This window comes from Erythrobacter sp. 3-20A1M (assembly GCF_018636735.1).
Classification (GTDB): Bacteria; Pseudomonadota; Alphaproteobacteria; order Sphingomonadales; family Sphingomonadaceae; genus Alteriqipengyuania.
Genome location: NZ_CP045200.1, coordinates 585371 through 608015 on the forward strand (window position 1 = coordinate 585371; position 22645 = coordinate 608015).

Consider the following 22645-nt stretch of genomic DNA (forward strand, 5'->3'; position numbering starts at 1 on the left):
TGCCGCGATCGCGCGCGTGACACAAGCCGCCGATTGACCATGCGGATTAACAGCGTATTCAGCGCCGCCTCTGTCTTACCGTGCCTTGCCTGCTTGCCTGGTGTCGCCGCAAATGATCCGCCCCGCCTCGATACGTCTGTCCATCCTGCTGCTGACAGTGGCGAGCGCGCCCGCCGCGGCGCAGTCCGTGCCGGATTTCCGCCTGCCGCCGCAGGAAACGCCGACGCCGCACGTGCAAGGGCCGGTCGATCCGGACAATCCCGTCCCCGCCCAGCCGCGCGTGATCCGCACGCCGACGCCTTCCGCCTCGCCCACTCCGCGCGCGACCGCCATCCCGACGCCGAACCCCACGGCTGCACCCACCCGCGGCACGCCGCAACGCCAGCCGACTATCGTCCTGCCCGACACGGTGCCATCCGCGACTCCCGTGCGCCGTTCCGAAGCGGCCCCGGCGCGCGTCGCACCCTCGCCGACCGGGTCTGCCGCACCGGAGACGGGCGCGACCCAGGAGCCTGCCGGACCGCTGTCCGACTTCACTTCGCCCGCGCTCCCGCCGCCCGGCACCGATAAAGATACCGCCGCGGCGGCCCAACCCACCGAGCCGGACGGGGGTCTGGAATGGTGGATGGTCGCGCTTGCGGTCCTGATCGCCGCCGGTATCGGCTTCGCGATCTTCCGCGGGCGTCGGCATTCCCATGGTTCCACAGTCGAAGCGCCTGTGATCGAGCGGCCGCGGGTCGATCGCACCGCCGCCCCTGCCGCCGCAACAAACACACCGGCGTCCGCCGAACCCGGCCCTGTCGGCGGATCGGTGCAGCATCGGCTGGAACTCACCGCCGATGCGCTGCGCGTGGTTCGCAGCTTTGCCAACGTTACGCTCGCCTATCGCTTCGCTATCGCCAATCGCGGCAGTGCGCCGGTAACGCACCTGCGGATCGCGGGCGATCTCGCCAGCGCGCACGGTAGCGCGCCGGTCGACCGCCAGTTGGCTGATGCCTCCGCCGCGTTTCCCCTGCTGCACGAGGTCGAGAGCCTCGCGCCGGGCGAGGAACACGAGTTCAAGGGCGAGGTCCGCCTGCCGCTCCAGTCCGTGCAACCGATCTGGCAGGGCAAGGCCCCGCTGATCGTGCCGCTGTTGCGGCTGGTGCTGTCGGCAGACGAGATCGCTCCGGCTCCGCATACGCTGGTCGTCGGGCGGCGTCCGGCCGAGCCGGGCGCGCGGCTGCAACCCTTCCGGCTGGACGAGCAGGTGCAGACCTATCGCGACGTGGCGACCCGCGCGCTCGCCTGATCCTCGACCGCGCGCCACTTGCACGCTATCGCGGCCCGCAATGCTGATCCATCCCGACACGCTCGCCGCCCGGCTGGGCGAACCCGCTCTCGCCAACGCCGACGCCTCGCTCCACCTTCCGTCGGCAGAACGCGACGCGCGCGCAGATTTCGAGAGGGCGCATATCCCGTCCGCCCGGTATTTGACCCTGGCCGAGCTGGCGGAGCCCGACAGCCCCCTGCCGGGAAAGATACCTTCGCCCGCGACCTTCCGGCACCACTTGGAAGCGCGCGGCATCGGCGATGGCAGCGCGGTGGTACTGTACGACGATAGCGCGCTGCGCAGTGCCTGTCGGGCGTGGTTTCTGTTCGATCTGTTCGGGCTGGACGCGCAGGTGCTCGACTGCCGCTTCTCCGCCTGGCGGGAGAGCGGACGCCCGACCGCTTCCCGCGCATGGCACGGCGAAGCGGCCCCCCTCGGCCCCATCGCGGCCGACCGCGCGAAGCTGCGCGACAAGCAGGAAATGCTCGACAATCTGACCACCCATGCGGACCAGGTCGTGGATGCGCGCGATGCGGGTCGGTTCACCGGCGAAACCGAGGATAATGTGCATAATCTGCCCGGTGGGCATATCCCCGGGGCCCGCAATCTGCCGTACACTCGGCTGCTGCGGGAGGACGGTGGTTTCCTGCCCGCTCCCGAAATCCGCGAGGCATTCCTCGGCGCGGGGATCGATCCCGATAGGCCCGTCGTGGCGACTTGCGGCAGCGGAGTGACCGCATCGGTGCTGGTCTTCGCGCTCAAGCTGATCGGTGCACCGCACGTCGCCCTCTATGACGGGAGCTGGTCGGAATGGGGGGCGGATCCAGACACTCCAAAGGAAAAAGGGCCAGCGGCATGAGCGAGAAGCGCGAGAAGGGCACCGGGACGCGACTGGTCGAGGCCGGGCGGCGGCGCGAATGGACGGGGCCGGTGGTCAATCCGCCGGTCTGGCGCGCCAGCACGCATCTGTTCGACAGCGATGCCGACCGGCGCGCAGGCGGCCGCGCGAATGCGGACGGACATTTTCACTACGGTCGCCGGGGCGCACCCACGCAATGGGCGCTGGCCGATGCGCTGACCGAGCTGGAGCCGGGGGCGCACGGCACAATGCTCTATCCCAGCGGCACCGCCGCGCTGGCAGGCGCTCTGCTGGCGGTGCTCAAGGCAGGCGACGTGCTGCTGTGCACCGACAACGTGTACGAGCCCACACGCGCCATCGCGGACGACCTGCTTGCACGGTACGGCATCGAAACGCGCTATTTCGACCCGCGCGATCTCGATGGTTTCGCCGCGCTGTTCTGCGATCGGAAGGCGGCGGTGATGCTGGAAAATCCCGGCAGCCTGACGATGGAGCTGTGCGACGTCCCCGCCCTCGCCGCGATCGCGCGCGAGCATGGGGCGGTGAGCCTGCTCGACAACACCTGGGCCGGGCCGCTCGGCTTTCCCGCCCTGGAACGCGGCGTCGATATCACGGTGATGAGCCTGACCAAGCATGTCGGCGGGCATTCGGATGCGATGATGGGGTCCGCCGCAACCGGCGACGCGTCCCTCTATCGCAAGCTACGCCATACTGCGCAGCTACTCGGCCAGATCGTGTCGCCCGACGATGCGGCGCTGATGCTGCGCGGCCTGCGCACGATGGGCTTGCGGTTGGACCGCACCGCGGCGAGCGGCCTGAGGATTGCCGAATGGCTGGGTGGCCGGGCGGAGGTGGCGCAGGTGCTGTGCCCGATGCTGCCCGGCTCCGCCGATCATGAGCTGTGGCAACGCGACTTCACCGGCGGTTGCGGCCTGCTCAGCTTCGTCCTGCACGACCGCACGGCGCAGCAGCGTGAAGCCTTCGTCGATGCGCTCGAAATGTTCGGCATCGGCTATAGCTGGGGCGGCTTCGAGAGCCTGGTCGTCCCCTTCGACCCGGCCCCGATCCGCCCGGCGAGCGGCTGGCCGCCACGTGATTTCGCGCCGGAGGACCGGCTCGGCGTGCGGCTCGCCATCGGGCTGGAGGACCCGGACGATCTGATCGCCGACCTTGACCGGGCATTTGCCGCGATGGATACCCCGTAACCGCATGCTGCTGTTCGCCTCTTCCTCCGTTCCCCAGTCGATCACCGATCTCGCGCCGAGCGAAGCGCCGATCCCGACCGACACGGGGAGCGCCACGGCCAGCGCCTCTGCCACGCCGGTGCCCACCGCGACCCCGTCGCCCGCCGAAACCGCGGCGGCCGCGGACGACATCCGCGAGGCGGTGAACCAGAAGAGCCAGACCGTCGGCGACATCGTCGACAAGCTCGATTCGATGGCGATCACCGTCGGCAAGTTCCACATCTCTGTGTGGGACGTGATGGTCTGGGCGATGATTATCGCCCTCGTCATCGTGCTGGCCTATCTGCTGACCAAGGCCTCGCACGCATTGCTGAAGCGCCTGACCAAGCTCGACATGGCGCAGCGGCTGCTGGCCGAGAAACTGGTCTCGATCGCAGTGTGGGCGGGCTCGATCCTGCTCGGCATCGATCTGCTAGGGATCGACCTGACCGCGCTGGCGGTTTTCTCCGGCGCGTTCGGCCTTGCCATCGGTTTCGGTTTGCAGAAGACCTTCGGCAACCTGATCGCGGGGATCATCCTGCTGATGGATCGCTCGATCAAGCCGGGCGACGTCATCGCGACGGCCGATTCCACCGGCAATTTCGTGTTCGGCCAAATCCGCAAGATCGGCATCCGCGCGGTGTCGATCACCACGCGGGATCAGCGCGAATACCTGATCCCGAACGAGAACCTGATGGTCAATCAGGTCGAAAACTGGTCCTATTCGAGCAAGAACGTGCGCATTCAGGTGCCCGTCGGCGTTTCCTACCAATGCGACATCAAGCTGGCCGAGGAACTGATGCTCGAGGCGGCGAAGAGCGCCAAGCGCGTACTTGCCTCGCCGCCGCCGCTCGTCTGGCTCGACAATTACGGCAACAGCTCGGTCGATTTCATCATCAGTGCTGGATCAACGATCCGGAGGCGGGCGTCGGCAACATCAAGTCCGACGTGCTCAAGCGGCTGTGGGACCTGTTCCAGGAAAACGACGTCGAAATCCCCTTCCCGCAGCGAGATCTCAACCTGCGGCACAACGAACAGTTCGACCAGCTCGTCGCCGCGATCGCGCAGCGGGTCGCTCCGCCGCAGAAAAAAGAGGGGGGGGAAGGCGAAAACCGGGATATCGCCGACAAGGATAGCTAGCGCCCCGCAAACGCGCGCTTTCAAAATTTCAGCTACCAGAGCGGCCACGCATTCTCGTTGGTGAAGGTCGCCGGGCACGCGCATCTATCTTCGCATGCAAGATTGCGGAACCATCCACCTCGTCGGCGCTGGTCCGGGCGACCCCGACCTGCTCACGCTGCGCGCGGCGCGCCTGATCGGGCGAGCCCGCCTGATCGTGCACGACGGGCTCGTCTCGCCCGAGATACTCGCCCTCGCGCGTTCCGACGCCCGGCTGGTCTCCGTCGCGAAGCAGCGCGCGCGCCATACGCTGCCGCAGGACGAGATCAACGCCCTGCTGGTCCGCGAAGCGCGCGCCGGCCACGATGTCGTGCGCCTCAAGGGCGGCGATCCGTTCGTCTTCGGTCGCGGGGGCGAGGAAGCCGAGGCGGCGCGAGCGGCGGGCGTCCCGGTCGCGATCGTGCCCGGCATCAGCGCCGCGAACGGCGCGGCGGCTGCGGCGCAAATCCCGCTGACCCATCGCGACGCCTCCAGCATCGTCAGCTTCGTCGCGGGCCAGTGCAAGGGGCTGTCCGAACAGGACTGGGCCGGGCTTGCCGGGCCGGGCCGTACGCTGGTGATCTACATGGGTGTGAAGACCGCACCGCAGATCGCTGAAAAGCTGATGGCCGATGGCCTCGCGCCCGACATGCCCGTCGCGGTGATCGAGAACGGCGCGCGGCCGGAGATGCGCGTGTTGCGCGCGCCACTGGCTGGTCTGCCGGACTTAATCGTGGACGAACAGGTCGTGAGCCCGGCGCTGATCGTGATCGGCGCGGTGACCGCACGGACCGACACCGTGCTCGCACAGACAGCGATGGAGGCGGCGCTGTGATAATCCTTACCGGCAACGATCTGAAAACCGGCGCGGTGGTGTGGTGGACCGGCAGAGCCTGGTCGCTCCAGGTGGACGACGCGGTGGATGTGGGCGATCAGGCCGACGCCATCGCGCGCAGCGAAGAGGCGGCGCGGCACGTCAACGTGCCCTACGCGATCGAGGCGGAGCAGACCGCCGACGGCGTGCGGCCCGCGCATATCAAGGACCGCGTCCGCGCGCTCGGCCCGACCGTCCGCCCCGACCTCACTCTCAAACCCGCCGATCCCGAAGCCGGCAACTGGGTGATCTGATGTATCGATACGACCAATACGACCAGGCGATGGTCGACGCCCGGGTGGAGGAATTCCGCGACCAGGCGCAGCGCCGGCTGGAAGGCAAGCTGACCGAGGACCAGTTCAAGCCGCTGCGGCTGATGAACGGCCTCTACCTCCAGCTCCACGCTTACATGCTGCGCGTCGCGGTGCCTTATGGCACGCTCAGTTCCACGCAGATGCGCGCACTCGCCGACATCGCGGAGAAGTACGACCGCGGTTACGGCCATTTCACCACCCGCCAGAACATCCAGTACAACTGGATCAAGCTGGAGGATGCCGCCGACATCCTCGCCGATCTGGCGACGGTGGAGATGCATGCGATCCAGACCAGCGGGAACTGCATCCGCAATATCAGCTCCGACCATTTCGCCGGCGCCGCCGCGGACGAAGTCGCCGATCCGCGCCCCTATGCCGAGCTGCTGCGCCAATGGTCGAGCTTCCACCCCGAATTCAGCTACCTGCCGCGCAAGTTCAAGTTCTGCGTGATCGCGTCGGAAACCGACCGCGCGGCAATGCGGCTGCATGATATCGGCATCCGCATCGTCGAGCGTGACGGAGAGCTTGGTGCGCAGTTCTACGTCGGCGGCGGCATGGGCCGCACCCCGATGATCGCGCCGATGATCCGCGACTTCGTGCCGCTCGACCAGCTCGTCACCTACGCGGAAGCCTGCTTGCGCGTCTACAACCGCCACGGTCGGCGCGACAACAAGTACAAAGCGCGGATCAAAATCCTGGTCCACGAGCTGGGCGCGGAGGAATATACCCGCCAGGTGGGGGAAGAGTTCGCGCACCTGCTCGATCAGGGCATCGAACCGCCCCTGGCAGAGCTGGAGCGGATCAAGGGCTATTTTGGCGATCCGGACCTGCCGGAGACGGGTGAGGAAATCGATCGGTCGGACCCGGACTTCGCGCTCTGGGTCGAACGCAACACTCATCCGCACAAGGTGCCGGGCCACGTCGCCGCGGTGATCTCGCTCAAGCCCGTCGGCGGCATCCCCGGCGATGCCACCGCGGAACAGATGCGCCTGATGGCCGACCTCGCCGAGCGCTATTCCCACGACGAGCTGCGGGTCATGCACACGCAGAACATCGTGCTACCGCATGTGGCCGAGGCCGATCTGGCCGCGATCTGGAAAAAGCTCGCCGAAGCGGGGCTTGCCGCACCCAATCTCGACACGGTGGAGGATATCATCGCCTGCCCGGGGCTAGACTATTGCAGCCTTGCCAATGCTCGCTCGATTCCCGTGGCGCAGAAGATTTCGGAGCGGTTCGCCGCCACCGGCAAGACCGGCGAGCTGGGTCAGCTCAAGCTGAAGATTTCCGGCTGCATCAATGCCTGCGGGCACCATCATGCGGGCCATATCGGCATCCTCGGCGTCGACCGAAAAGGCGTCGAAAACTACCAGCTCCTTCTCGGCGGTAGCGAGGCGGAGGATTGCTCGCTGGGCAAGATCACCGGCCCCGGCTTCGACGAGGCGGGCGTGGTCGATGCGATCGAAACCGTGACCGACCTCTATTTGCGCGAGCGCACCGATGGCGAGCGCTTCCTCGATACCTATCGCCGCATCGGCATGGAGCCGTTCAAGGAGGCGCTGTATGGCTGACGCAACCCAATCCCCCGGCGAGGGCGGGCTCGGCACCGGCCGCGACGAAGTGCAATTCCGCTTCCGCGACGACGCGATGGCCGATCACGGATCGGTAACCGTCGACAGCTTCGTGGCTGCAGGCGGCGGCGCGGCGGTACGGATCGAACCCGGCGACGACGCGCGCGAGCTGTTGCCCCTGCTTGCCAAGCTAAAGCTGGTCGAGGTCAATTTTCCCAGCTTCGGCGACGGGCGCGGCTATTCCGCCGCCCGCATCCTGCGCGAAGCAGGTTACACCGGAGAACTCCGCGCGGTGGGCGACGTGCTGGTCGACCAGATCGCCTATATGCGCCGCTGTGGCTTCGATGCCTTCGCGCCCGATCACCCGCTGGACGAGGCCGATGTCGAGGCGGCGCTTGCTCGTTTCCCGCACGTCTATCAGCCCGCCGCGGATCAGGCGCGCCCGATCTGGAGCCTGCGCCATCAATGAGATGCGCGCCATCGACCGGCTCGAGACGGGCCCGCGCTTTTCCGAAAGCGACGCGATTGCGCTGAACCGGCGCTTCCGCGCCGACGATTCGGCGGACATGTTGCGCGCGCTGGTCGATGAAGCCGCGGCCGGACACATCGCGCTCGTCTCCAGCTTCGGCGCGGAAAGCGCGGTGCTGCTGCATCTGGTGGCCGAGGTCGATCCATCGCTGCCCGTCCTGTTCCTAGATACCGGCAAGCATTTCGCCGAGACGCTTGCCTATCGCGATACGCTGGTCGATCATCTCGGCCTGACCGGCTTGCGCGTCCTGACGCCCGACCCGGCAGACATCGCCGCGCGCGACGAGAGCGGCCTGCGCTGGTCCTACGATCCCGATGGCTGCTGCGAATTGCGCAAGGTTCGCCCCCTCGCCCGCGCGCTGGCCGGTTTCGACGCCACGCTGACCGGGCGCAAGGCGTTCCAGAGCGGCACCCGTGCGAACCTGCCCCGGTTCGAGATCGACACGACCGACGCCGCGGGTCGGCTCAAGATCAATCCGCTGATCGATTGGGATGCGGAGCGTATCGCCGCCTATATGGCGGAACACGAGCTGCCTGCGCATCCGCTAGTCGCCAAGGGTTTCCCCTCCATCGGCTGCTCGCCCTGCACCAGTGCGGTCGCTCCGGGCGAAGACCCCCGATCGGGGCGGTGGCAAGGCTGGGACAAGGTCGAATGCGGCATCCACACCGACGGCGAGGATGGCGGCGCGTCGTCCGGGCTGGAGCCGTTTCTCTAGGCTAGAGCCAGCCCTGCTCGCGATACCAGCGCGCGGTGGCCGCGAGGCCGGACATGGTCGCGATCTCAGGCGTCCAGAGCCGTTCGGGGACAGCCCGCTCGCGCGCCGCCACCCAATCGCGGTGGACGAGATAGCCGACGCGGTCCGGGGTCAACCGCGCCTGCGTTCCGCGCATTGCCAAATCGAGGCGCGCGCCCAGTTCCATGAGCGGTCGCGGCAGGTTCAGGCCGACGACCCAGTGGCCCGTTGCCTTCCCGATTGCGTGGGCCAGCTCGCCATGGGTCCATCCGCCCTTACGCCCGTCGTCGGGCTCCAGGATTTCACCCCTCGCCCCTTCGCCGCGCGGGATCAGTGCGATCAACAGTCGAGCCAGATCGTCCACATGGATCAGCGAGCTACGGCCCGCCGGCGGCAGGGGCAGGACATGCCATTTCGCGGCCCGGAACATCTGCAGATAGTCGACGTCGCGCGGGCCATAGACGCCAGGGGGGCGCACGATCGTCCATTCCATGTCGCTGCTCGCGACGATTTTCTCAGCCCGGCGTTTTGACGCACCATAGGCCGACAACTCGGGTTCGCGTGCGGCGAGCGAGGAGACCAGAACGAAGCGCCGCACCCCCGCTTCGCGCGCCGCCTTGACGATGTTGAACGTCCCCTCGGCATTGGCGATCTGGAAGTGTTCGGGCCGCGTACCGCTGGTCAGCCCGGCGATATGGATGACCGTCTCGGCCCCTTTCAACAGGTCCTCGAGCGCGAAACCGTCGGTCAGACTACCCTCGATCCATTCGAACCCGGGTCGGTCCGCGGGTGGCGTGCGGGCGAGGACGCGCGCGCCGGTCCCCTCGGCCGCCAGCCGGTCGAGCAATGCCTGTCCGACGAAGCCGGTCCCGCCGGTGATCGCCAGCGTCACAGCAGCACCAGATGGTCGCGGTGAATGACCGCGGAGCGGGGCGCATGGCCGAGCGCGGTGGACTGATCCTCCGCCCGCAGCCCCATGATCGCACGACAGGCGGCGGCGTCGTATTCGACCAGCCCCTGCGCGATCGCCCGACCCGACGCGCTGGCCACGCGAACCAGATCGCCGCGCCCGAAATCTCCCTCGACCGCCACGATCCCGGCGGCCAGCAGGCTGGCGCTGGTCGTCAGCGCGCGCGCGCAGCCCTCGTCCACCGTCAGCGTGCCTGCCGGCGCGATGCGACCGCCCAGCCATCCCTTGCGCGCCGCGGCCCCTTGGCCGGGCAGGAAGAGCGTCCCGATCCCGTCGTCCAGCGCGCGCGCGATCGGGGCGCCCTCGCGCCCATTGCCGATGGCGAGCGCGATCCCGGCGCGGGTCGCGATCTGGGCCGCGGCGATCTTCGCCTGCATCCCGCCCGAGCCGAGCCCGGAACCCGAGCGGTCGCTGGCCATGGCGCGGATCGTCTCGTCGATCGTCTCCACCACCGACAGGCGTGTCGCGCCCGCTTCCCGTGGATCGCGGTCGTAGAGCCCGTCGACATCGGATAGCAGCAGCACCGCATCGGCACCGGCCGCCTGCGCGACCCGGGCGGCAAGCCGGTCGTTGTCGCCGAAGCGGATTTCCTCGGTCGCGACGCTGTCGTTCTCGTTCACCACCGGCACCGCGCCCAGCTCCAGCAGCCGATCCAGCGTGGCGGAGGCGTTGAGATAGCGCCGCCGGTCTTCCAGATCGCCCAGCGTCACCAGCATCTGAGCCGCGGCGAGACCGTGCGCGTCCAGCGCTTTGTCCCAAAGTCGTGCGAGCGCGAGCTGCCCGCGCGATGCAGCGGCCTGCGCATCCGCCAGCGTCGCGCGCCCGCCCCGCTCCAGCCCGAACTGCGCCGCGCCCAGCGCGATCGCTCCGGAGCTGACCACGACGACCTGCTGGCCGCTCTCGCGCATGGCGGCGATTTCCCCGGCGAGCGCCCGCAGCCAGGCGGCGCGCGGCTCACCGCGCTCGACCAGCAGGGCACTGCCGATCTTCAGCACGACACGGCGCACGCGGCGCAGGTCCTCAAGGGTGGCGATCGCCATCTATCCTCGCGTCTAGAGTCCGCGCGGCGGTCGCGTCAATCGAGCGGCGACCAGGGGGCGGGCTCGGCCTCCGCCTCTTCCTGTTCGGAGCCGCGCGTTTCCGTGGCCGTGCGTTCGGGCAGGTAGCCCAGAACGGCGTCGAGGAGCTGTTCGATGCCTTCCCCGGTGGCACCCGAGACGACGAAGACCTCGTCCGCGCCCGCTTCCTTCAACTCCTGGGCGAACGCCTCGCCCAGTTCAGCGTCGGCGAGGTCCAGCTTGTTGAGTGCGATCAGGCGCGGCTTATCCGCGAGATCGGCGCCGTAGGCCTCCAGCTCGCCCTCGACCGTCCGCAGCGCCGCCACCGGGTCCTCGCCTGCGATATCCACCAGGTGGATCAGCACGCGGCACCGCTCGATATGGCCCAGGAACCGGTCGCCGATCCCCGCGCCTTCGGCCGCGCCCGCAATCAGGCCGGGAATGTCGGCGAGAACGAACTCGCGCGCCTTGTGGCGCACCACGCCCAGCTTCGGGATCAGGGTCGTGAAGGGATAGGCGCCGGTCTTGGCCCCCGCGTTCGACACCGCGTTGATGAAGGTGCTCTTGCCCGCATTGGGCAGACCGACCAGGCCGACATCCGCCAGCAGCTTCAGCCGCAACCAGACCCACATCTCCTGCCCCGCCTCGCCCGGCTGGTGCTGGCGCGGCGCACGGTTGGTGCTGGTCTTGTAACTGGCATTGCCGCGCCCGCCCATGCCGCCTTCGAGGAAGACGATACGCTGCCCGACTTCGGTGAAATCGGCGAGCACCTCTTCCTTGTCCTCCGACAGGATCTGCGTTCCCACCGGCACCTCGATCACGAGGTCGTCCGCACCCGCCCCGGTGCGGTCCTTGCCCATGCCGTGCGCGCCCCTGCTGGCCTTGAAATGCTGGGCGTAGCGGAAGTCGATCAGGGTATTGAGGCCGGGCACCGCTTCGAACACGACATCGCCCCCGCGCCCGCCATTGCCGCCGTCGGGGCCGCCATATTCGATATATTTCTCACGCCGGAAGCTGACCGCGCCGGGCCCTCCCGCGCCGGAGCGCACGTAGATTTTGGCCTGATCGAGAAAATGCATCGTGGCGAAGTAGTGATTTTCGAGGGGTTACGCCAGCGCCGGGGTACTTGTTTTCGCCTAAAGCGCCGACAGCGCCAGCCAGTCCTCCGGCTATCCTCGCACCTGTCGGAACTGCGGATGGCCCGTCGGCCCCGAAAATCCAGGACTTGCTCGAAGATAAAAACCTGGTGGAGCCGAGCGGGATCGAACCGCTGACCTCGTCATTGCGAACGACGCGCTCTCCCAACTGAGCTACGGCCCCGTTCCAGGTTTTCCAGGCGGCGGGAGCAGTCTCCCGCATTGCCAAGGAGGGCGCCCTTAGCGAATGCGGAGAGGTGCTGCAAAGGGTTTTTGCCGCGAATTCCTGCTACTGGCCGAGCGGCTGGCCCTGCATCGCGGGTTCTTCCTCACCATCCGTCGATCCGTTTGCCGGATCCTCGCCTGGGAGGGTCAGCGACGGGCCTGCCTGCGCCTGCGGCGCGGCAGCCTCGCCGGGCAATGCCAGCGCGGGTGTCGCATCGCTCGCGGCAGGCTCCGCGGGCGTTTCGGCCATGACCGTTGCACCGGGGGCTGGTGCCTGCGTGGCACGGGGATAGGCTTCGCTCGCCAGCGGGGTGGTCGGGCTTTCCCCCGGTGCAATAGTAGGCTGGGCAGGCGCAACCGTATCCGCCGAAGCGAGTCCGGTTCCGGTCGCCCCCATACCCGGTGTGGCGACACCTGTATCGTTGCTGGTGAAGACGACCGCGGACTGTACGGTCTCCGGCGCATACCGTGCGTCCCATTGCGCCACAGCCACGCGATAACTCTCGAATGCGCTGAAGAACTTCTCGAACGCGGCCTGGATCTGCGGCAGCGCACCTGCCGCGAAGGCATCCAGCGACCCGGGGGCAACGGACAGCGCGGATTGGCTGATCTGCATGGCCGCGTCGCAGAAATACTCCTGCGCCGGCGGCATCGCGAAATAGTTGTAGACCCGGGTGTTGTAGCTGTCCTGTGCTGCGCGTGCCTCGCGCACGGTGTCGTACCGTTCGCGGAATTCCTTCTCCACCGCCGTGTTGGTGGCGCGCAGCGGCTTCTCGAAATTCTTGAGGAAGATCGTGTAGTTCGGGATCATCGCGGCATATTGCGGATCGACGCAATTGAGCGCTGCGACGTTGAGCGCAGAACGCAGGTTCCACGTCACCTGGGCTTGCGAGATATCGCTATTGACCGTCTGGCGCACCCCGTTGGGCCCGACCGGCGGGATCAGCATCGTGGCGGCTGCGCCCAGGGGCGGCGTGGGACGCGGCGGGATCACCACCGGGGGGGGCGGCGGCGGCGGCGGGGGCGGAGGAGGCGGCGGGGGCGTGGCGCACGCGGCCAGCGCGGCGAGACCGGCCAGCGCAACGATGAGGCGGGATGCGCGTGACAGTTCGGAATTCATAAAAATCGGGGCTCCCTCCGGCAATGCCGTTTTGTCTATTGCCGGGGGCATGGCCCGGCGCTGAATGGGCACCCTAATCGCTTGGTCCGGATATGAAAATGCCCGGAATGCGCTTGGGCACTCCGGGCACGATGAACTGAGTCTTTCCTGCCGCAGTCCGTTGGACCGCGAGCATCAGGCGTGGATCAACCGCGCGAGTTGCCCATGAAGCGAAGCAGGAAAAGGAACATGTTGATGAAGTCGAGATAGAGGTTCAGCGCCCCCATGATCACGACCTTGTCCATCATCTGCGTCCCGCGCACCTGGCTGTAAATCGCCTTCAGCTTCTGCGTATCGTAGGCGGTGAGGCCAGCGAAGATCAGCACACCGAGGAAGCTGATCGCCCACATCAGGCCGGTCGACTGCAGGAACATATTGATGACCGAAGCGATGATCAGGCCGATCACACCCATGATCAGGAAGCTGCCCATGCCCGACAGGTCGCGCTGGGTGGTGTAGCCGTAGAGGCTGAGCCCCGCGAACGCGCCCGCCGTGGCGAAGAACGTCGCCGCGATCGAACCGCCGGTATAGACCAGGAAAATGGTCGACAGCGACAGACCCATCAGGAACGCGAAGCCCCAATAGAGCGCCTGCAGCGTCGTCTTCGAGAACTTGTTCATGCCGAAGCTCATCGCGAAAACGATCGCAAGCGGCGACAGCGCGACCAGCCACATCAGCGGGCCACTGGCGAAGGTGTACGCGAGGCCGCTGCGCGCGGTGAGCAGCGCAACGACGCCGGTCAGCAGCACGGCCGAGGCCATGTAGTTGTAGATCGAGAGCATGTACTTGCGCAGACCCGCGTCGAAGGTCGTGCGCGATGCGACGTCGCTCCCCGCGCGCGGTACGGCGCGGAAGCCGCCTTGCGTTCGTTGCGGGTCGTTCCAATCGGCCATGTCTAAGTCCTACTCCTCAAGATCGCGCGAGTGGCGGATTGCCCCTGCGCTGTCAGTCGAATATCGGGCGTATCCGCCGGAAATTCAAGCTTCGTGAGGCAGAAATGCCACGCCCGCCATTAACCATCGCTGAGTGGCGGGAAAGCGCCCTGCTCAGGCCTCTCCCAGCGCGTCGATCAGCGCCGCTTCCAGTGCTTCGCGCGGGGGCTTGTCGCTCCACAAAAGGAACTGGAAAGCAGGATAGAACCGGTCGCATTCCTCGACCGCAGTTTCGACCATCGCCTGCGCCTGCGCCAGCGTCAGGGTGTTGTCGTCTCCCAGCATCGCCCCGTGCCGATAGACCAGGATTCCGCCATCGGACCAGATATCGAAATGGCCGAGCCAGAGCTGCTCGTTGATCAGCGCCAGCAATTCGTGCGCTCCGGCTCGTTTGTCGGCCGCGACACGGATGTCGGGCAGGCACAGCAATTGCAGGACCCGGTCGTGCCCGCGCCAGATCGCGCGCAGTTGATAGGTCGACCAGGCCCCCTTGATCTCACCGGCGAAATCGTCGGTCTCGCTGGCGGCGATATGCCATCCGCGCGCGTCGAACAGCGCGGCGAGCATCTCCATCGGCGGGGCGTCGTCGGCCAGCAGGGCGGCGTTAGCGAGCATGGGATTTACCATAGCGATCGGGCATGGCCGCTACATCGCTTGCCGACCCCTCCGCTGGCAACCTGGCGAGGCCATCGCGGCTGGGGAAATTCGCCCTTCCCTGTGAAAACCATGTGCACAGCTTTCCGGGGAAAACCGGTTCTATTCCCCTAGCTTAGCGGGGCGATCTCCTCGCCCGCCCGACTGGTGAAGAGGAAGCCGTCGATCCCCGCTTCCTTTAGTTCGTCGAGCGCGGCGTCGGCTTCCTTGCGGCTGGTGTAAGGACCCGCGAGCAAGCGATTGGCCTCGCCCCAGGGGGCCGTGAACGGGCCCTTCCCGTCGAGGACCTTGCCCGCCTTCTTCGTGAAGCGTCGCCAATCCCATCCCAGCGCATCGCGATCCTTCCCGGTCGCGACCTGCACCCAGATTCGGCTGGGATTCACTGGCTTGGCCGGTTTGGGCGGCTCCGCCTTTGCGGCCGGTTCGGGTTCGGGTGCCGCCGCGACCTCGCGGCGGACCTTGATCCGCGTGATGTCGACCGCGTTTCCGGGCCGGGCGCGAATCGGGTCGGCAGGCAGAGTGAGATCGGCGAAGGCGCTCGCCACGCTGGCGGCTGGAGCCGGCGCAGATGCCGGTGCGGACGTGGGACTCGGCGCAGGCTCCGTCGATGCCGACCGACCGGTCTGGGCGAGCGGCGTATCGGGCACCTTGCTGAGATCGAAGCGAGGCGCGGAGGGGGCGCTCGCGGCGACCGTCACCGCAGCAGGGGCCGGCGTTTCGTCGTCGGGCAAGATGAGAGCCCGCGCGGGCGCGGTGTTGGCCGAGGTAGTGGGCGGGACCGCGGCGGCGGTCACGGGCGGCAGTTCGCCGCGCGGTCGACCCGCTTCCGCCACGCGGACACCGGCCTGCGTGGTTTCGGCACGTGCCCGCTCGGGCTTGGACTTGGGCGCAGGGGCGGCCGCGAGCTTGCGCGCAGGCGTAGCGGCCTTGGCTGCCGGGGCAGCTTGCGTCACCGCCGGACCGAGCGGCGCGCCGCTGGGGCGCAGCCGAGCCTCGGCTGCTCCAAAGGATCCGGCGGCCGAGGCAATGCGCGGATCGTCGCGTCCGATCTGCGTGGCGCGCGGAAACACGCCCAGGTTCGCGGCGGCGGCCTGCTGCGCCGCAGTCAGTTGCGGCATGTAGCGCAGATAGGGAGTCAGCTTGCGCGCGGTCTCGCGCGGCATTGCCGCTTCCAGGATTGCCACGGCGGCCTCGCCATCCCCCAGAATGGCCAGCCCGAACGCGCGCGCACGAAAGGCGGCGGGGTCCTGCAGGTCCAGCAGCGGACGCAGCGTCGATTCGAAGGCCGTCCGATCCCCGCCGATGGCATAGCTCAGGGCAAGGCGACGCCTGACCTCGGGGTCGTCCGACAGGTCGAGCGCGGTATGGTAGTTACGCTGCGCGTCCTTCCCCGCACCGACGAGATCGTAGGCCAGGCCCCGCTCCCCAGCGAGGCGCGTGATGGCAACGCCCGCGCGCTCCGCCTCGTCGAACAGGCGCAGTGCCTCGACCGGGCGTTGCTGGCGCGCATAGGCCGCGGCAAACCCCGCCTTGATCCGCGCATCCTGGGGCGAGAGTTCCTGCGCACGACCGAAGAACCCGAGCGCGGCATCGGTGTCGCCCAGTTCGAGCGAGGCGACCCCGGCATCGATCAGCGCGGTGACGTCCTTCGTATCCTGCGCCAGCCGCGAAAGCGCCCGGGTAAGATCGGCGGAAGTCTGCGCGGGAAGCGGCTGCACGACCTCGCGGCTGACCATCCGAGTCTGCGCATGCGCCGGGATGGCCACACCCGCCACGGTCAGCGCCAGCGCCACCGGTGCCAGCGCGAAGGGAGTTGGGAACGCTCGGATCATGAATCGCATATGCCCCGACGCGTGTAGCGATACCACCTGAACGAAGCGGGAACGGGGCGACGGAGACCCGACAAGGCAGGCGGCTCGTCTCGTTACTGGTTGTTCTGCCGCCCCAAGAAGCGCGGAATGTTCAATGAGCCGTCCGAATCGTCGTCATCGCCGTCTGCATCCGCGCGGCTGGCCTTGCTATCTCCAGACCCGCGAGAGAGGTTGGCCATACGCTCGAACAAGGTGCCGCCCCCGCCCGGCGATTTGCGCGGGAGTTCGGGCCGCTCGGATCGCCCACCAGTCTGCTCTCCATCGGCCAGACGCCGACCGCGACGAAGCAGGCCGCCGCGCTCTTCGTCGTCGCCAGCGGCCCCGCCGTCTTCCGCTTCGTCGCCGAGCAGCAATTCGCCACGCTCGTTGCCCCCACGATTGCTATCGCGCGTTCTCGACGCGGGAGATTGGGTCGCAGTGTCGGACGGAGCGTCGAACGAGTGGGGCCGGTCGACTTCGCTGCCCGCCAGGTCGAGCGCATCGTCATCCTCAGCCGCGCGGGCAGACCGGTCGTCTTCACGACGTTCAGCGCTGGGATAGCCACCGTCGGAGCCCGGTCTTGCGGCAAAGCTGCTATCGTCCGTCGCGGCGGCCGCTGCGGTTTCTCGCCCGGCAGAGTCGTTGCGCAGATCGGCGAGCGCGTCGCTTGCCAAATCATCGGACGACCGGTCGCCGTCCCGATGCGTATCCTCGTCCGCCGATTCATCGAACCGATCGAAGCGTGGAGCGGGCGATCCGAAGGCAGTCGCACCGCGCTCTTCCCCGCCGCCGGACCTGTCGCCGGACTCGCCACCGGTCTGCGCACCGCTGCCGGGCGTACGCAGGGGCTGGCTGCTGCCGAAAGCCGCGGCCTGGCGAGGCAGAGCCGCTTCGCGTCGATCGCCCACCGAATCGATGCCGGTCGCGACCACCGATACGCGGATCTTGCCATCGAGGTCGGGGTTGAAGGCCGAACCCCAGATGATGTTCGCATCTTCGTCCACCAGGTCGCGAATATGGTTCGCCGCCTCGTCCACCTCGAGCAGGCGCATATCCTCGCCCCCGATGATGGAGATGATCACGCCCTTGGCCCCGGCCATCGAGACGCCGTCGAGCAGAGGGTTGGCGATGGCGCGCTCGGCAGCTTCCAGAGCGCGGTTCTCGCCCTCGGCCTCGCCGGTGCCCATCATCGCCTTGCCCATCTCCTCCATCACCGACTTCACGTCGGCGAAGTCGAGATTGATGAGACCCGGCATCACCATCAGGTCGGTGATAGAGCGTACGCCCTGCTGCAACACCTCGTCGGCGAGCTGGAACGCCTCCTTGAACGTGGTTTCGGCCTTGGCGATCAGGAACAGGTTCTGGTTGGGAATGACGATCAGCGTATCGACGTGCTTCTGCAGCTCCTCGATACCCGATTCGGCGGCGCGCATGCGGCGCGTCCCCTCGAACAGGAACGGCTTCGTCACGACACCGACGGTCAGCACACCCATGCGGCGCGCCGCCTCCGCGATGACCGGCGCGGCACCGGTGCCGGTGCCGCCGCCCATGCCCGCGGCGATGAAGCACATGTTCACGCCCTCGAGCATACCCTCGATATCGGCCAGCGTTTCTTCCGCCGCCGCCTTGCCCACTTCGGGCCGCGCGCCCGCACCCAGGCCGCCCGTGATATCGGGGCCGAGCTGGATGCGCTGTTCCGCCGTCGAATTGTTGAGCGCCTGCGCATCGGTGTTGGCGACGATGAAATCGACGCCTTCGACCTCCGCCTCCATCATGTTGGCGATGGCGTTCCCGCCCGCGCCGCCGACCCCGATCACAGTGATCCGGGGGCGCAATTCGTCGCCGGAAGCGGGGCCGATATTGATGCTCATAACGCTGTTACTCCGTCAGTCCGATCGAGGCGGACCCTTGATTGCTTTATTGTGGCACAAACGGCTGGGGCTGTATTGTTATCCAGCCATTTTTCCACAAGCATGTCCACGGGCGGCGGCGATACCCCGCCCGGTCAGAAATAGTCGCGCGCCGCGTGCCAGAGCCGCCGCGCCAGCGCGAGCCCGCCATACCGGGTGGTCTCCGTGAAATTGCCCGAAACCTTGCGAACGTCGATCGGGTCGGCCTCAGCATAGAGGCACAGGCCGGCCAGTGTGGCGAACCCGGGATTGGCCATCGCGTCCGGCATGCCGCGCAGTTCCGGCGCGCGGCCGATGCGGACCTGGCGGCCCAGCGCCCCTTGCGCGAATTCGGCGATGCCAGCGAGCTGCGCCCCGCCGCCCGTGATCACGACCTGCCCCTTCGTCTTCGCAAAGGTATCGTGGCGCAGGATGCGACCGATTTCGCCGAACATCTGCCCTAGCGATTCGGTGATGACGGAAACCAGTTCGGCGCGGTTGACCTTATCGCCTTCGGCCGCATCTTCACCCGGCGGGTTGACCGGCACCATCTCGCGGTGATCGGTCGGGCTCGCGATCGCCGAGCCCGCGAGGTTCTTGAGCCTTTCGGCCTGGGTCCGGCGGATGCCGAAGGCGGAGGCGATGGCATCGGTGATATCGCCCGATCCCATGCGCACCGTATGCAGCGCCTGCAACAGCCCGCCCGAGAACAGCCCGACATTGACCACGTCGCCCCCGATCTCGATCAGGACCGTGCCGAGCTCGCGTTCCTCTTGCGTGAGGCAGGCATAGCTTGCCGCCACCGGCGAGGCGACGACCCCCTCCACCGTCAGATGCGCGCGTTCCACCGCCTCGCGCAGATTGCACACCGGTGCGGTCTCGGCGAGCATGATATGGATGTCGACCCCCAGCCGCTCCGCATAGAGGCCGCGCGGCTCCGTTGCCCCGTGCGCGCCATCGAGAATATAGCTGGCGGGCTGCGCGTGCAGGACCATGCGCCCGTCGGGTTCGATCGCCTCGCGCGCGGAATAGAGGAGGTGCGCGATATCCTCGTCCTCGATCCGCCGACCACCCACCGGCACTTCCACCCGTGCGATCCGGCTGGAAAGCCCGCCTCCCGCGGCCCCGACCCACACGCTGGAGATGCGCGTGTCGGCATTGTCCTCCGCCCGCTCCACCGCGGCGCGGATGGCGTAGGTCGCCGCGGCCATGTCGGTGATATAGCCGCGGCGAACCCCCTGGCTCTGGCGATGGCTGGCACCCAGCACGACCATCTCGCCGGTTTCCGACTGGCCCATGATCATGGCCGAGACCCGGAAGCTGCCGATATTTACGGCGCCGAAGACCCGGGCGATGCGCGGCAGTCCCATCAGTTCGCCTCCCCCAGATCGCCGCGGCCGGGAACGCGCATATAGATGCGGTCGGGCACGCGCATGTCGAACGCCGCGACCTTGCCCCCCAGCAGCCGGTTCTGCCCGTCCATGCGGGCGAAATGGATCAGCGCCTTGCTCGCTTCCTCGCGCCCCTGCGGCAGGACCAGCAGCTGATCGGTGGCGAAAGTCAGGTTCCAGCGCCGGTTGCCGACCCATTCGGCGGAAACCACTTGCGGCTTCAGCGCGGGCGCTGTGTCGAGCAGGCGAGACAGGTTCGTCACCTGCTTCGCCGCACCAGCCCCGGAAACGCGCAGCATGCCCTTGGCATTGGCAGCCGATATCGGCTCCAGCTCCACCCCGTCGCCGTCGATCAGGGTCAGTTTGCCGTTCCGGGCCAGCACCGCGTGGGGCGTGCGCTCGACGATGTCGATCACCAGCCGATCGGGCAGCTGGCGCGACACGCGCGCATCCTCCACCCACGGCATGGCGACCAGATCGGCCCGCAGCGCCTCCAGGTCCACAAGCGGCATCGGCTTGTCCTTCTGACTGAAGGCGGCTTCATAGACCTTGAGCTCGTTCATCCGCTCGACCCCCGTCACGCGGACGTGGCGCGCCTCGAACCCGGCATCGGAAGCGATGGTGGCGAGCTGCGCCTGCGCCAGTGCAGGTACGCCGGCTAGGCTCGCGACCAGCCAGACGAGCATGGCGGCAACGCCAAGGATCAGAAACAGGAAGACGCGGTGCAGCTGCTCTTCCGTGATCGGCAGCATCGCGACGAGGCGATCGACCACCCCCTGCCCCTGCCGCTTCGCGTGCCGGGCGCGCGCGGCGCGTGTCTTGGCCGCGGTCGCGCGGCGGACCCCCTGCGGCTTACGCCCGACCGTGGCCATCGGCCTCCCCCTTCCCTGCGAAGAAGGCCAGCGCATCGGCGATGACGATCTCGACCAGCTCGCCGTAGGAAATCCCGCACTGCTTCGCCTGCTCGGGCACGAGGCTGAGCGGCGTCATCCCCGGCTGGGTGTTGGTTTCCAGCACGAACAGCCCCGCCTCGCCCCGCTCGTCGTCCCAGCGGAAATCGGTCCGGCTGGTGCCGCGACAGCCGAGCACGCGATGCGCCTGGAGCGCGTATTTGCGGCACAGCTCGGCGATGTTCTCGGGGATTTGCGCCGGGCACACATGCTCGGTCATGCCCTCGGTATATTTGGCGTCGAAATCGTAGAAGCCGGACTGCGGGACCAGTTCCGTGACGCTGAGCGGGCGCGGTCCATCTTCGGCTCCCAGTACGGCCGTCGTCAACTCGCGCCCGCGAATATAGGGCTCGGCCAACAGACGGTCGAATTCCTGCCAGGGCCCCGCCGCGTCGCGCCGGATCGGCTGGCCGTAATTGCTTTCCTCGGTGACGATCGCCACGCCCACCGAGCTGCCCTCGTTGAGGGGTTTCAGCACATAGGGTCGCGCAAGCGGATCGCGCTCGTACAGATCCTCGCTCGCGACGATCCGCCCGCCGGGCATCGGAATGCCGTGCGGGACCAGCGCCTGCTTGGTCAGCTCCTTGTCGATCGCGATGACCGAGGTGGCGAGGCCCGAATGGGTGTAGGGCACGCCCATCAGGTCGAGCATGCCCTGCACCGTGCCGTCCTCTCCCGGAACGCCGTGGAGCGCGTTGAACACCACGTCAGGCGCCGCCTCGGCGATACGCGCCGCCACCTGCCGATCCATGTCGATCCGCGTCACGCGATGGCCCCGCTCCTCCAGCGCCTTGGCGACGCCCTCGCCGCTCATCAGCGAAACCGGACGCTCGTTCGCCCACCCACCCATGAGGACGGCGACGTGGAGTTTGGGGAGATCGGTAGCTTTACTCGCCATCACGGGCGCCCCACCCGACGGATTTCCCATTCGAGGGTCACGCCCGAATTCTCGTACACCTTGCGCTTCACCAGTTCGCCCAGCTGCTCGATATCGGCGCTGGTCGCGTCGCCGGTGTTGATGAGGAAATTGGTGTGCTTCTCGCTCACCTGTGCGCCGCCCAGGGTCAGCCCGCGACAGCCTGCCGCATCGACCAGCTGCCACGCCTTGCCCCCATCCGGATTCTTGAAGGTGGAGCCCCCGGTCCTGGTACGGATCGGCTGCGACTGCTCGCGCGCCTCGGCGATGCGGTCCATCTCCGCCCCGATCGCTGCGGGATCGCCTGGCCGGCCACGAAAGCGCGCGGCGACCACCACCATGTCGTCCGCCAGCGCGGAGTGACGATAGGTGTATTCGAGGTCCGCCACCGGCAGCGTCAGGAACGCGCCATCATGCGTCACCACGTCGCAGTCGACCAGCACGTCGGCGACCTCGCGCCCGTAGGCCCCGCCATTCATCCGCACGAAACCGCCGACCGTGCCAGGGATGCCGCGCAGGAACTCAAGCCCGGCCACGCCCGCATCGCGCGCGGTCGAGGCGACGAGCACGCCGTGCGCGCCCGCGCCGCAGGTGACCAGGCAATCCTCGCCCACTTCAACCTGCGCGAAGGCCTTGCCCAGCTTCACCACCACGCCCGGCACGCCATTGTCGCGGATGATCAGGTTGGAACCGAGGCCCAGCGCCATCACCGGCACGTCCCCGTCGAGATGCGCCAAGAACCGGGTGAGGTCCTCCAGATCGGCGGGCTCGAACAGCCAGTCCGCCGTGCCGCCGCTCTTGAACCAGACGAGCTTTGCCAGAGGCGCGTCGCGGGTCAGCTTTCCTCGGATCGCGTCGTTGGGCACGATGGCATCGACCGTGCCCTCCACCGACCCGTCCGGGGCCATCCCGTCGTCGTGCATCGCCCAATCGTCGGGCTGGGTA

21 protein-coding genes and 1 tRNA gene are annotated in these 22645 nt (G+C 67.7%); 9 read left to right on the forward strand and 13 right to left on the reverse strand.

The window, feature by feature from the left end:
- The first annotated feature begins 112 nt into the window (after window positions 1-112).
- The 9 genes from F7D01_RS15405 to F7D01_RS02885 all read left to right on the forward strand — a co-directional run bounded on the left by F7D01_RS15405 (window position 113) and on the right by F7D01_RS02885 (window position 8552).
- Window positions 113-1291 (forward strand): hypothetical protein, encoded by a 1179-nt coding sequence (locus tag F7D01_RS15405; protein WP_215228748.1) that lies wholly within the window; start codon window positions 113-115, stop codon window positions 1289-1291.
- Window positions 1292-1331: 40 nt separating this feature from the next.
- Window positions 1332-2171, forward strand: coding sequence for a sulfurtransferase (locus tag F7D01_RS02850; RefSeq protein WP_215228749.1), 840 nt, complete (start codon window positions 1332-1334; stop codon window positions 2169-2171).
- Window positions 2168-3376 carry a cystathionine beta-lyase gene (metC, locus tag F7D01_RS02855; protein WP_251567012.1) on the forward strand — a complete coding sequence of 403 codons (1209 nt, stop codon included), beginning with the start codon at window positions 2168-2170 and terminating at the stop codon, window positions 3374-3376. Before F7D01_RS02850 ends, metC begins: the two co-directional genes overlap by 4 nt.
- A 4-nt stretch (window positions 3377-3380) precedes the next feature.
- Window positions 3381-4598, forward strand: coding sequence for a mechanosensitive ion channel domain-containing protein (locus F7D01_RS02860; protein ID WP_371819672.1), 1218 nt, complete (start codon window positions 3381-3383; stop codon window positions 4596-4598).
- 30 nt (window positions 4599-4628) lie between these two features.
- Window positions 4629-5387: a uroporphyrinogen-III C-methyltransferase gene (gene cobA, locus F7D01_RS02865; protein ID WP_215228751.1), complete on the forward strand. Its 759-nt coding sequence runs from the start codon at window positions 4629-4631 to the stop codon at window positions 5385-5387.
- Entirely contained in the window at window positions 5384-5680 is a 297-nt protein-coding gene (locus F7D01_RS02870) for a DUF2849 domain-containing protein (protein ID WP_215228752.1), read from the forward strand. The genes cobA and F7D01_RS02870 overlap by 4 nt, the downstream gene beginning before the upstream one ends.
- A complete protein-coding gene (locus tag F7D01_RS02875; protein ID WP_215228753.1) occupies window positions 5680-7308 on the forward strand; it encodes a nitrite/sulfite reductase in 1629 nt (542 codons plus the stop codon). Before F7D01_RS02870 ends, F7D01_RS02875 begins: the two co-directional genes overlap by 1 nt.
- A gap of 76 nt (window positions 7309-7384) precedes the next feature.
- The gene (locus tag F7D01_RS02880; protein ID WP_215229634.1) at window positions 7385-7777 is read left to right on the forward strand and encodes a DUF934 domain-containing protein; all 393 of its coding nucleotides are present in this window, start codon (window positions 7385-7387) and stop codon (window positions 7775-7777) included.
- A 1-nt stretch (window position 7778) separates the two neighbouring features.
- A complete protein-coding gene (locus tag F7D01_RS02885; RefSeq protein ID WP_215228754.1) occupies window positions 7779-8552 on the forward strand; it encodes a phosphoadenylyl-sulfate reductase in 774 nt (257 codons plus the stop codon).
- 1 nt (window position 8553) lies between these two features.
- Here F7D01_RS02885 and F7D01_RS02890 read toward each other — a convergent pair whose 3' ends face one another.
- The 13 genes from F7D01_RS02890 to murB all read right to left on the reverse strand — a co-directional run bounded on the left by F7D01_RS02890 (window position 8554) and on the right by murB (window position 22608).
- Window positions 8554-9462 carry an NAD(P)-dependent oxidoreductase gene (locus tag F7D01_RS02890; protein ID WP_251567013.1) on the reverse strand — a complete coding sequence of 303 codons (909 nt, stop codon included), beginning with the start codon at window positions 9460-9462 and terminating at the stop codon, window positions 8554-8556.
- A complete protein-coding gene (gene proB, locus F7D01_RS15125; protein ID WP_251567014.1) occupies window positions 9459-10580 on the reverse strand; it encodes a glutamate 5-kinase in 1122 nt (373 codons plus the stop codon). The genes F7D01_RS02890 and proB overlap by 4 nt, the downstream gene beginning before the upstream one ends.
- A gap of 35 nt (window positions 10581-10615) precedes the next feature.
- Entirely contained in the window at window positions 10616-11677 is a 1062-nt protein-coding gene (obgE, locus tag F7D01_RS02895; protein ID WP_215228756.1) for a GTPase ObgE, read from the reverse strand.
- Between the two features lie 165 nt (window positions 11678-11842).
- Window positions 11843-11918, reverse strand: a tRNA-Ala gene (locus F7D01_RS02900).
- 105 nt (window positions 11919-12023) lie between these two features.
- The gene (locus F7D01_RS02905; RefSeq protein ID WP_215228757.1) at window positions 12024-13079 is read right to left on the reverse strand and encodes a hypothetical protein; all 1056 of its coding nucleotides are present in this window, start codon (window positions 13077-13079) and stop codon (window positions 12024-12026) included.
- A gap of 185 nt (window positions 13080-13264) precedes the next feature.
- Window positions 13265-14011: a Bax inhibitor-1/YccA family protein gene (locus tag F7D01_RS02910; protein ID WP_215228758.1), complete on the reverse strand. Its 747-nt coding sequence runs from the start codon at window positions 14009-14011 to the stop codon at window positions 13265-13267.
- A 153-nt stretch (window positions 14012-14164) separates the two neighbouring features.
- Window positions 14165-14665 carry a YbjN domain-containing protein gene (locus F7D01_RS02915; RefSeq protein WP_215228759.1) on the reverse strand — a complete coding sequence of 167 codons (501 nt, stop codon included), beginning with the start codon at window positions 14663-14665 and terminating at the stop codon, window positions 14165-14167.
- Window positions 14666-14814: 149 nt separating this feature from the next.
- On the reverse strand, window positions 14815-16536 hold the full coding sequence (locus F7D01_RS02920; protein WP_215228760.1) for an SPOR domain-containing protein: 1722 nt from the start codon (window positions 16534-16536) through the stop codon (window positions 14815-14817).
- Between the two features lie 92 nt (window positions 16537-16628).
- Window positions 16629-18425, reverse strand: a complete 1797-nt coding sequence (ftsZ, locus tag F7D01_RS02925; RefSeq protein ID WP_215228761.1) for a cell division protein FtsZ — start codon at window positions 18423-18425, stop codon at window positions 16629-16631.
- Between the two features lie 134 nt (window positions 18426-18559).
- Entirely contained in the window at window positions 18560-19813 is a 1254-nt protein-coding gene (gene ftsA, locus F7D01_RS02930; RefSeq protein ID WP_215228762.1) for a cell division protein FtsA, read from the reverse strand.
- Window positions 19813-20706, reverse strand: a complete 894-nt coding sequence (locus F7D01_RS02935) for a cell division protein FtsQ/DivIB (RefSeq protein ID WP_215228763.1) — start codon at window positions 20704-20706, stop codon at window positions 19813-19815. Before F7D01_RS02935 ends, ftsA begins: the two co-directional genes overlap by 1 nt.
- Window positions 20687-21682: a D-alanine--D-alanine ligase gene (locus F7D01_RS02940; protein WP_215228764.1), complete on the reverse strand. Its 996-nt coding sequence runs from the start codon at window positions 21680-21682 to the stop codon at window positions 20687-20689. Before F7D01_RS02940 ends, F7D01_RS02935 begins: the two co-directional genes overlap by 20 nt.
- The gene (gene murB, locus F7D01_RS02945) at window positions 21682-22608 is read right to left on the reverse strand and encodes a UDP-N-acetylmuramate dehydrogenase (protein ID WP_251567180.1); all 927 of its coding nucleotides are present in this window, start codon (window positions 22606-22608) and stop codon (window positions 21682-21684) included. The genes F7D01_RS02940 and murB overlap by 1 nt, the downstream gene beginning before the upstream one ends.
- Window positions 22609-22645: the final 37 nt, after the last annotated feature.

Coding starts and splice junctions, on each gene's coding strand:
- F7D01_RS15405 (WP_215228748.1), top strand. CDS start 113: ATGATCCGCCCCGCCTCGATACGTCTGTCCATCCTGCTGCTGACAGTG.
- F7D01_RS02850 (WP_215228749.1), top strand. CDS start 1,332: ATGCTGATCCATCCCGACACGCTCGCCGCCCGGCTGGGCGAACCCGCT.
- metC (WP_251567012.1), top strand. CDS start 2,168: ATGAGCGAGAAGCGCGAGAAGGGCACCGGGACGCGACTGGTCGAGGCC.
- F7D01_RS02860 (WP_371819672.1), top strand. CDS start 3,381: ATGCTGCTGTTCGCCTCTTCCTCCGTTCCCCAGTCGATCACCGATCTC.
- cobA (WP_215228751.1), top strand. CDS start 4,629: ATGCAAGATTGCGGAACCATCCACCTCGTCGGCGCTGGTCCGGGCGAC.
- F7D01_RS02875 (WP_215228753.1), top strand. CDS start 5,680: ATGTATCGATACGACCAATACGACCAGGCGATGGTCGACGCCCGGGTG.
- F7D01_RS02880 (WP_215229634.1), top strand. CDS start 7,385: ATGGCCGATCACGGATCGGTAACCGTCGACAGCTTCGTGGCTGCAGGC.
- F7D01_RS02885 (WP_215228754.1), top strand. CDS start 7,779: ATGCGCGCCATCGACCGGCTCGAGACGGGCCCGCGCTTTTCCGAAAGC.
- proB (WP_251567014.1), bottom strand. CDS start 10,580: ATGGCGATCGCCACCCTTGAGGACCTGCGCCGCGTGCGCCGTGTCGTG.
- obgE (WP_215228756.1), bottom strand. CDS start 11,677: ATGCATTTTCTCGATCAGGCCAAAATCTACGTGCGCTCCGGCGCGGGA.
- F7D01_RS02905 (WP_215228757.1), bottom strand. CDS start 13,079: ATGAATTCCGAACTGTCACGCGCATCCCGCCTCATCGTTGCGCTGGCC.
- F7D01_RS02910 (WP_215228758.1), bottom strand. CDS start 14,011: ATGGCCGATTGGAACGACCCGCAACGAACGCAAGGCGGCTTCCGCGCC.
- F7D01_RS02915 (WP_215228759.1), bottom strand. CDS start 14,665: ATGCTCGCTAACGCCGCCCTGCTGGCCGACGACGCCCCGCCGATGGAG.
- F7D01_RS02920 (WP_215228760.1), bottom strand. CDS start 16,536: ATGATCCGAGCGTTCCCAACTCCCTTCGCGCTGGCACCGGTGGCGCTG.
- ftsZ (WP_215228761.1), bottom strand. CDS start 18,425: ATGAGCATCAATATCGGCCCCGCTTCCGGCGACGAATTGCGCCCCCGG.
- ftsA (WP_215228762.1), bottom strand. CDS start 19,813: ATGGGACTGCCGCGCATCGCCCGGGTCTTCGGCGCCGTAAATATCGGC.
- F7D01_RS02935 (WP_215228763.1), bottom strand. CDS start 20,706: ATGGCCACGGTCGGGCGTAAGCCGCAGGGGGTCCGCCGCGCGACCGCG.
- F7D01_RS02940 (WP_215228764.1), bottom strand. CDS start 21,682: ATGGCGAGTAAAGCTACCGATCTCCCCAAACTCCACGTCGCCGTCCTC.
- murB (WP_251567180.1), bottom strand. CDS start 22,608: ATGGCCCCGGACGGGTCGGTGGAGGGCACGGTCGATGCCATCGTGCCC.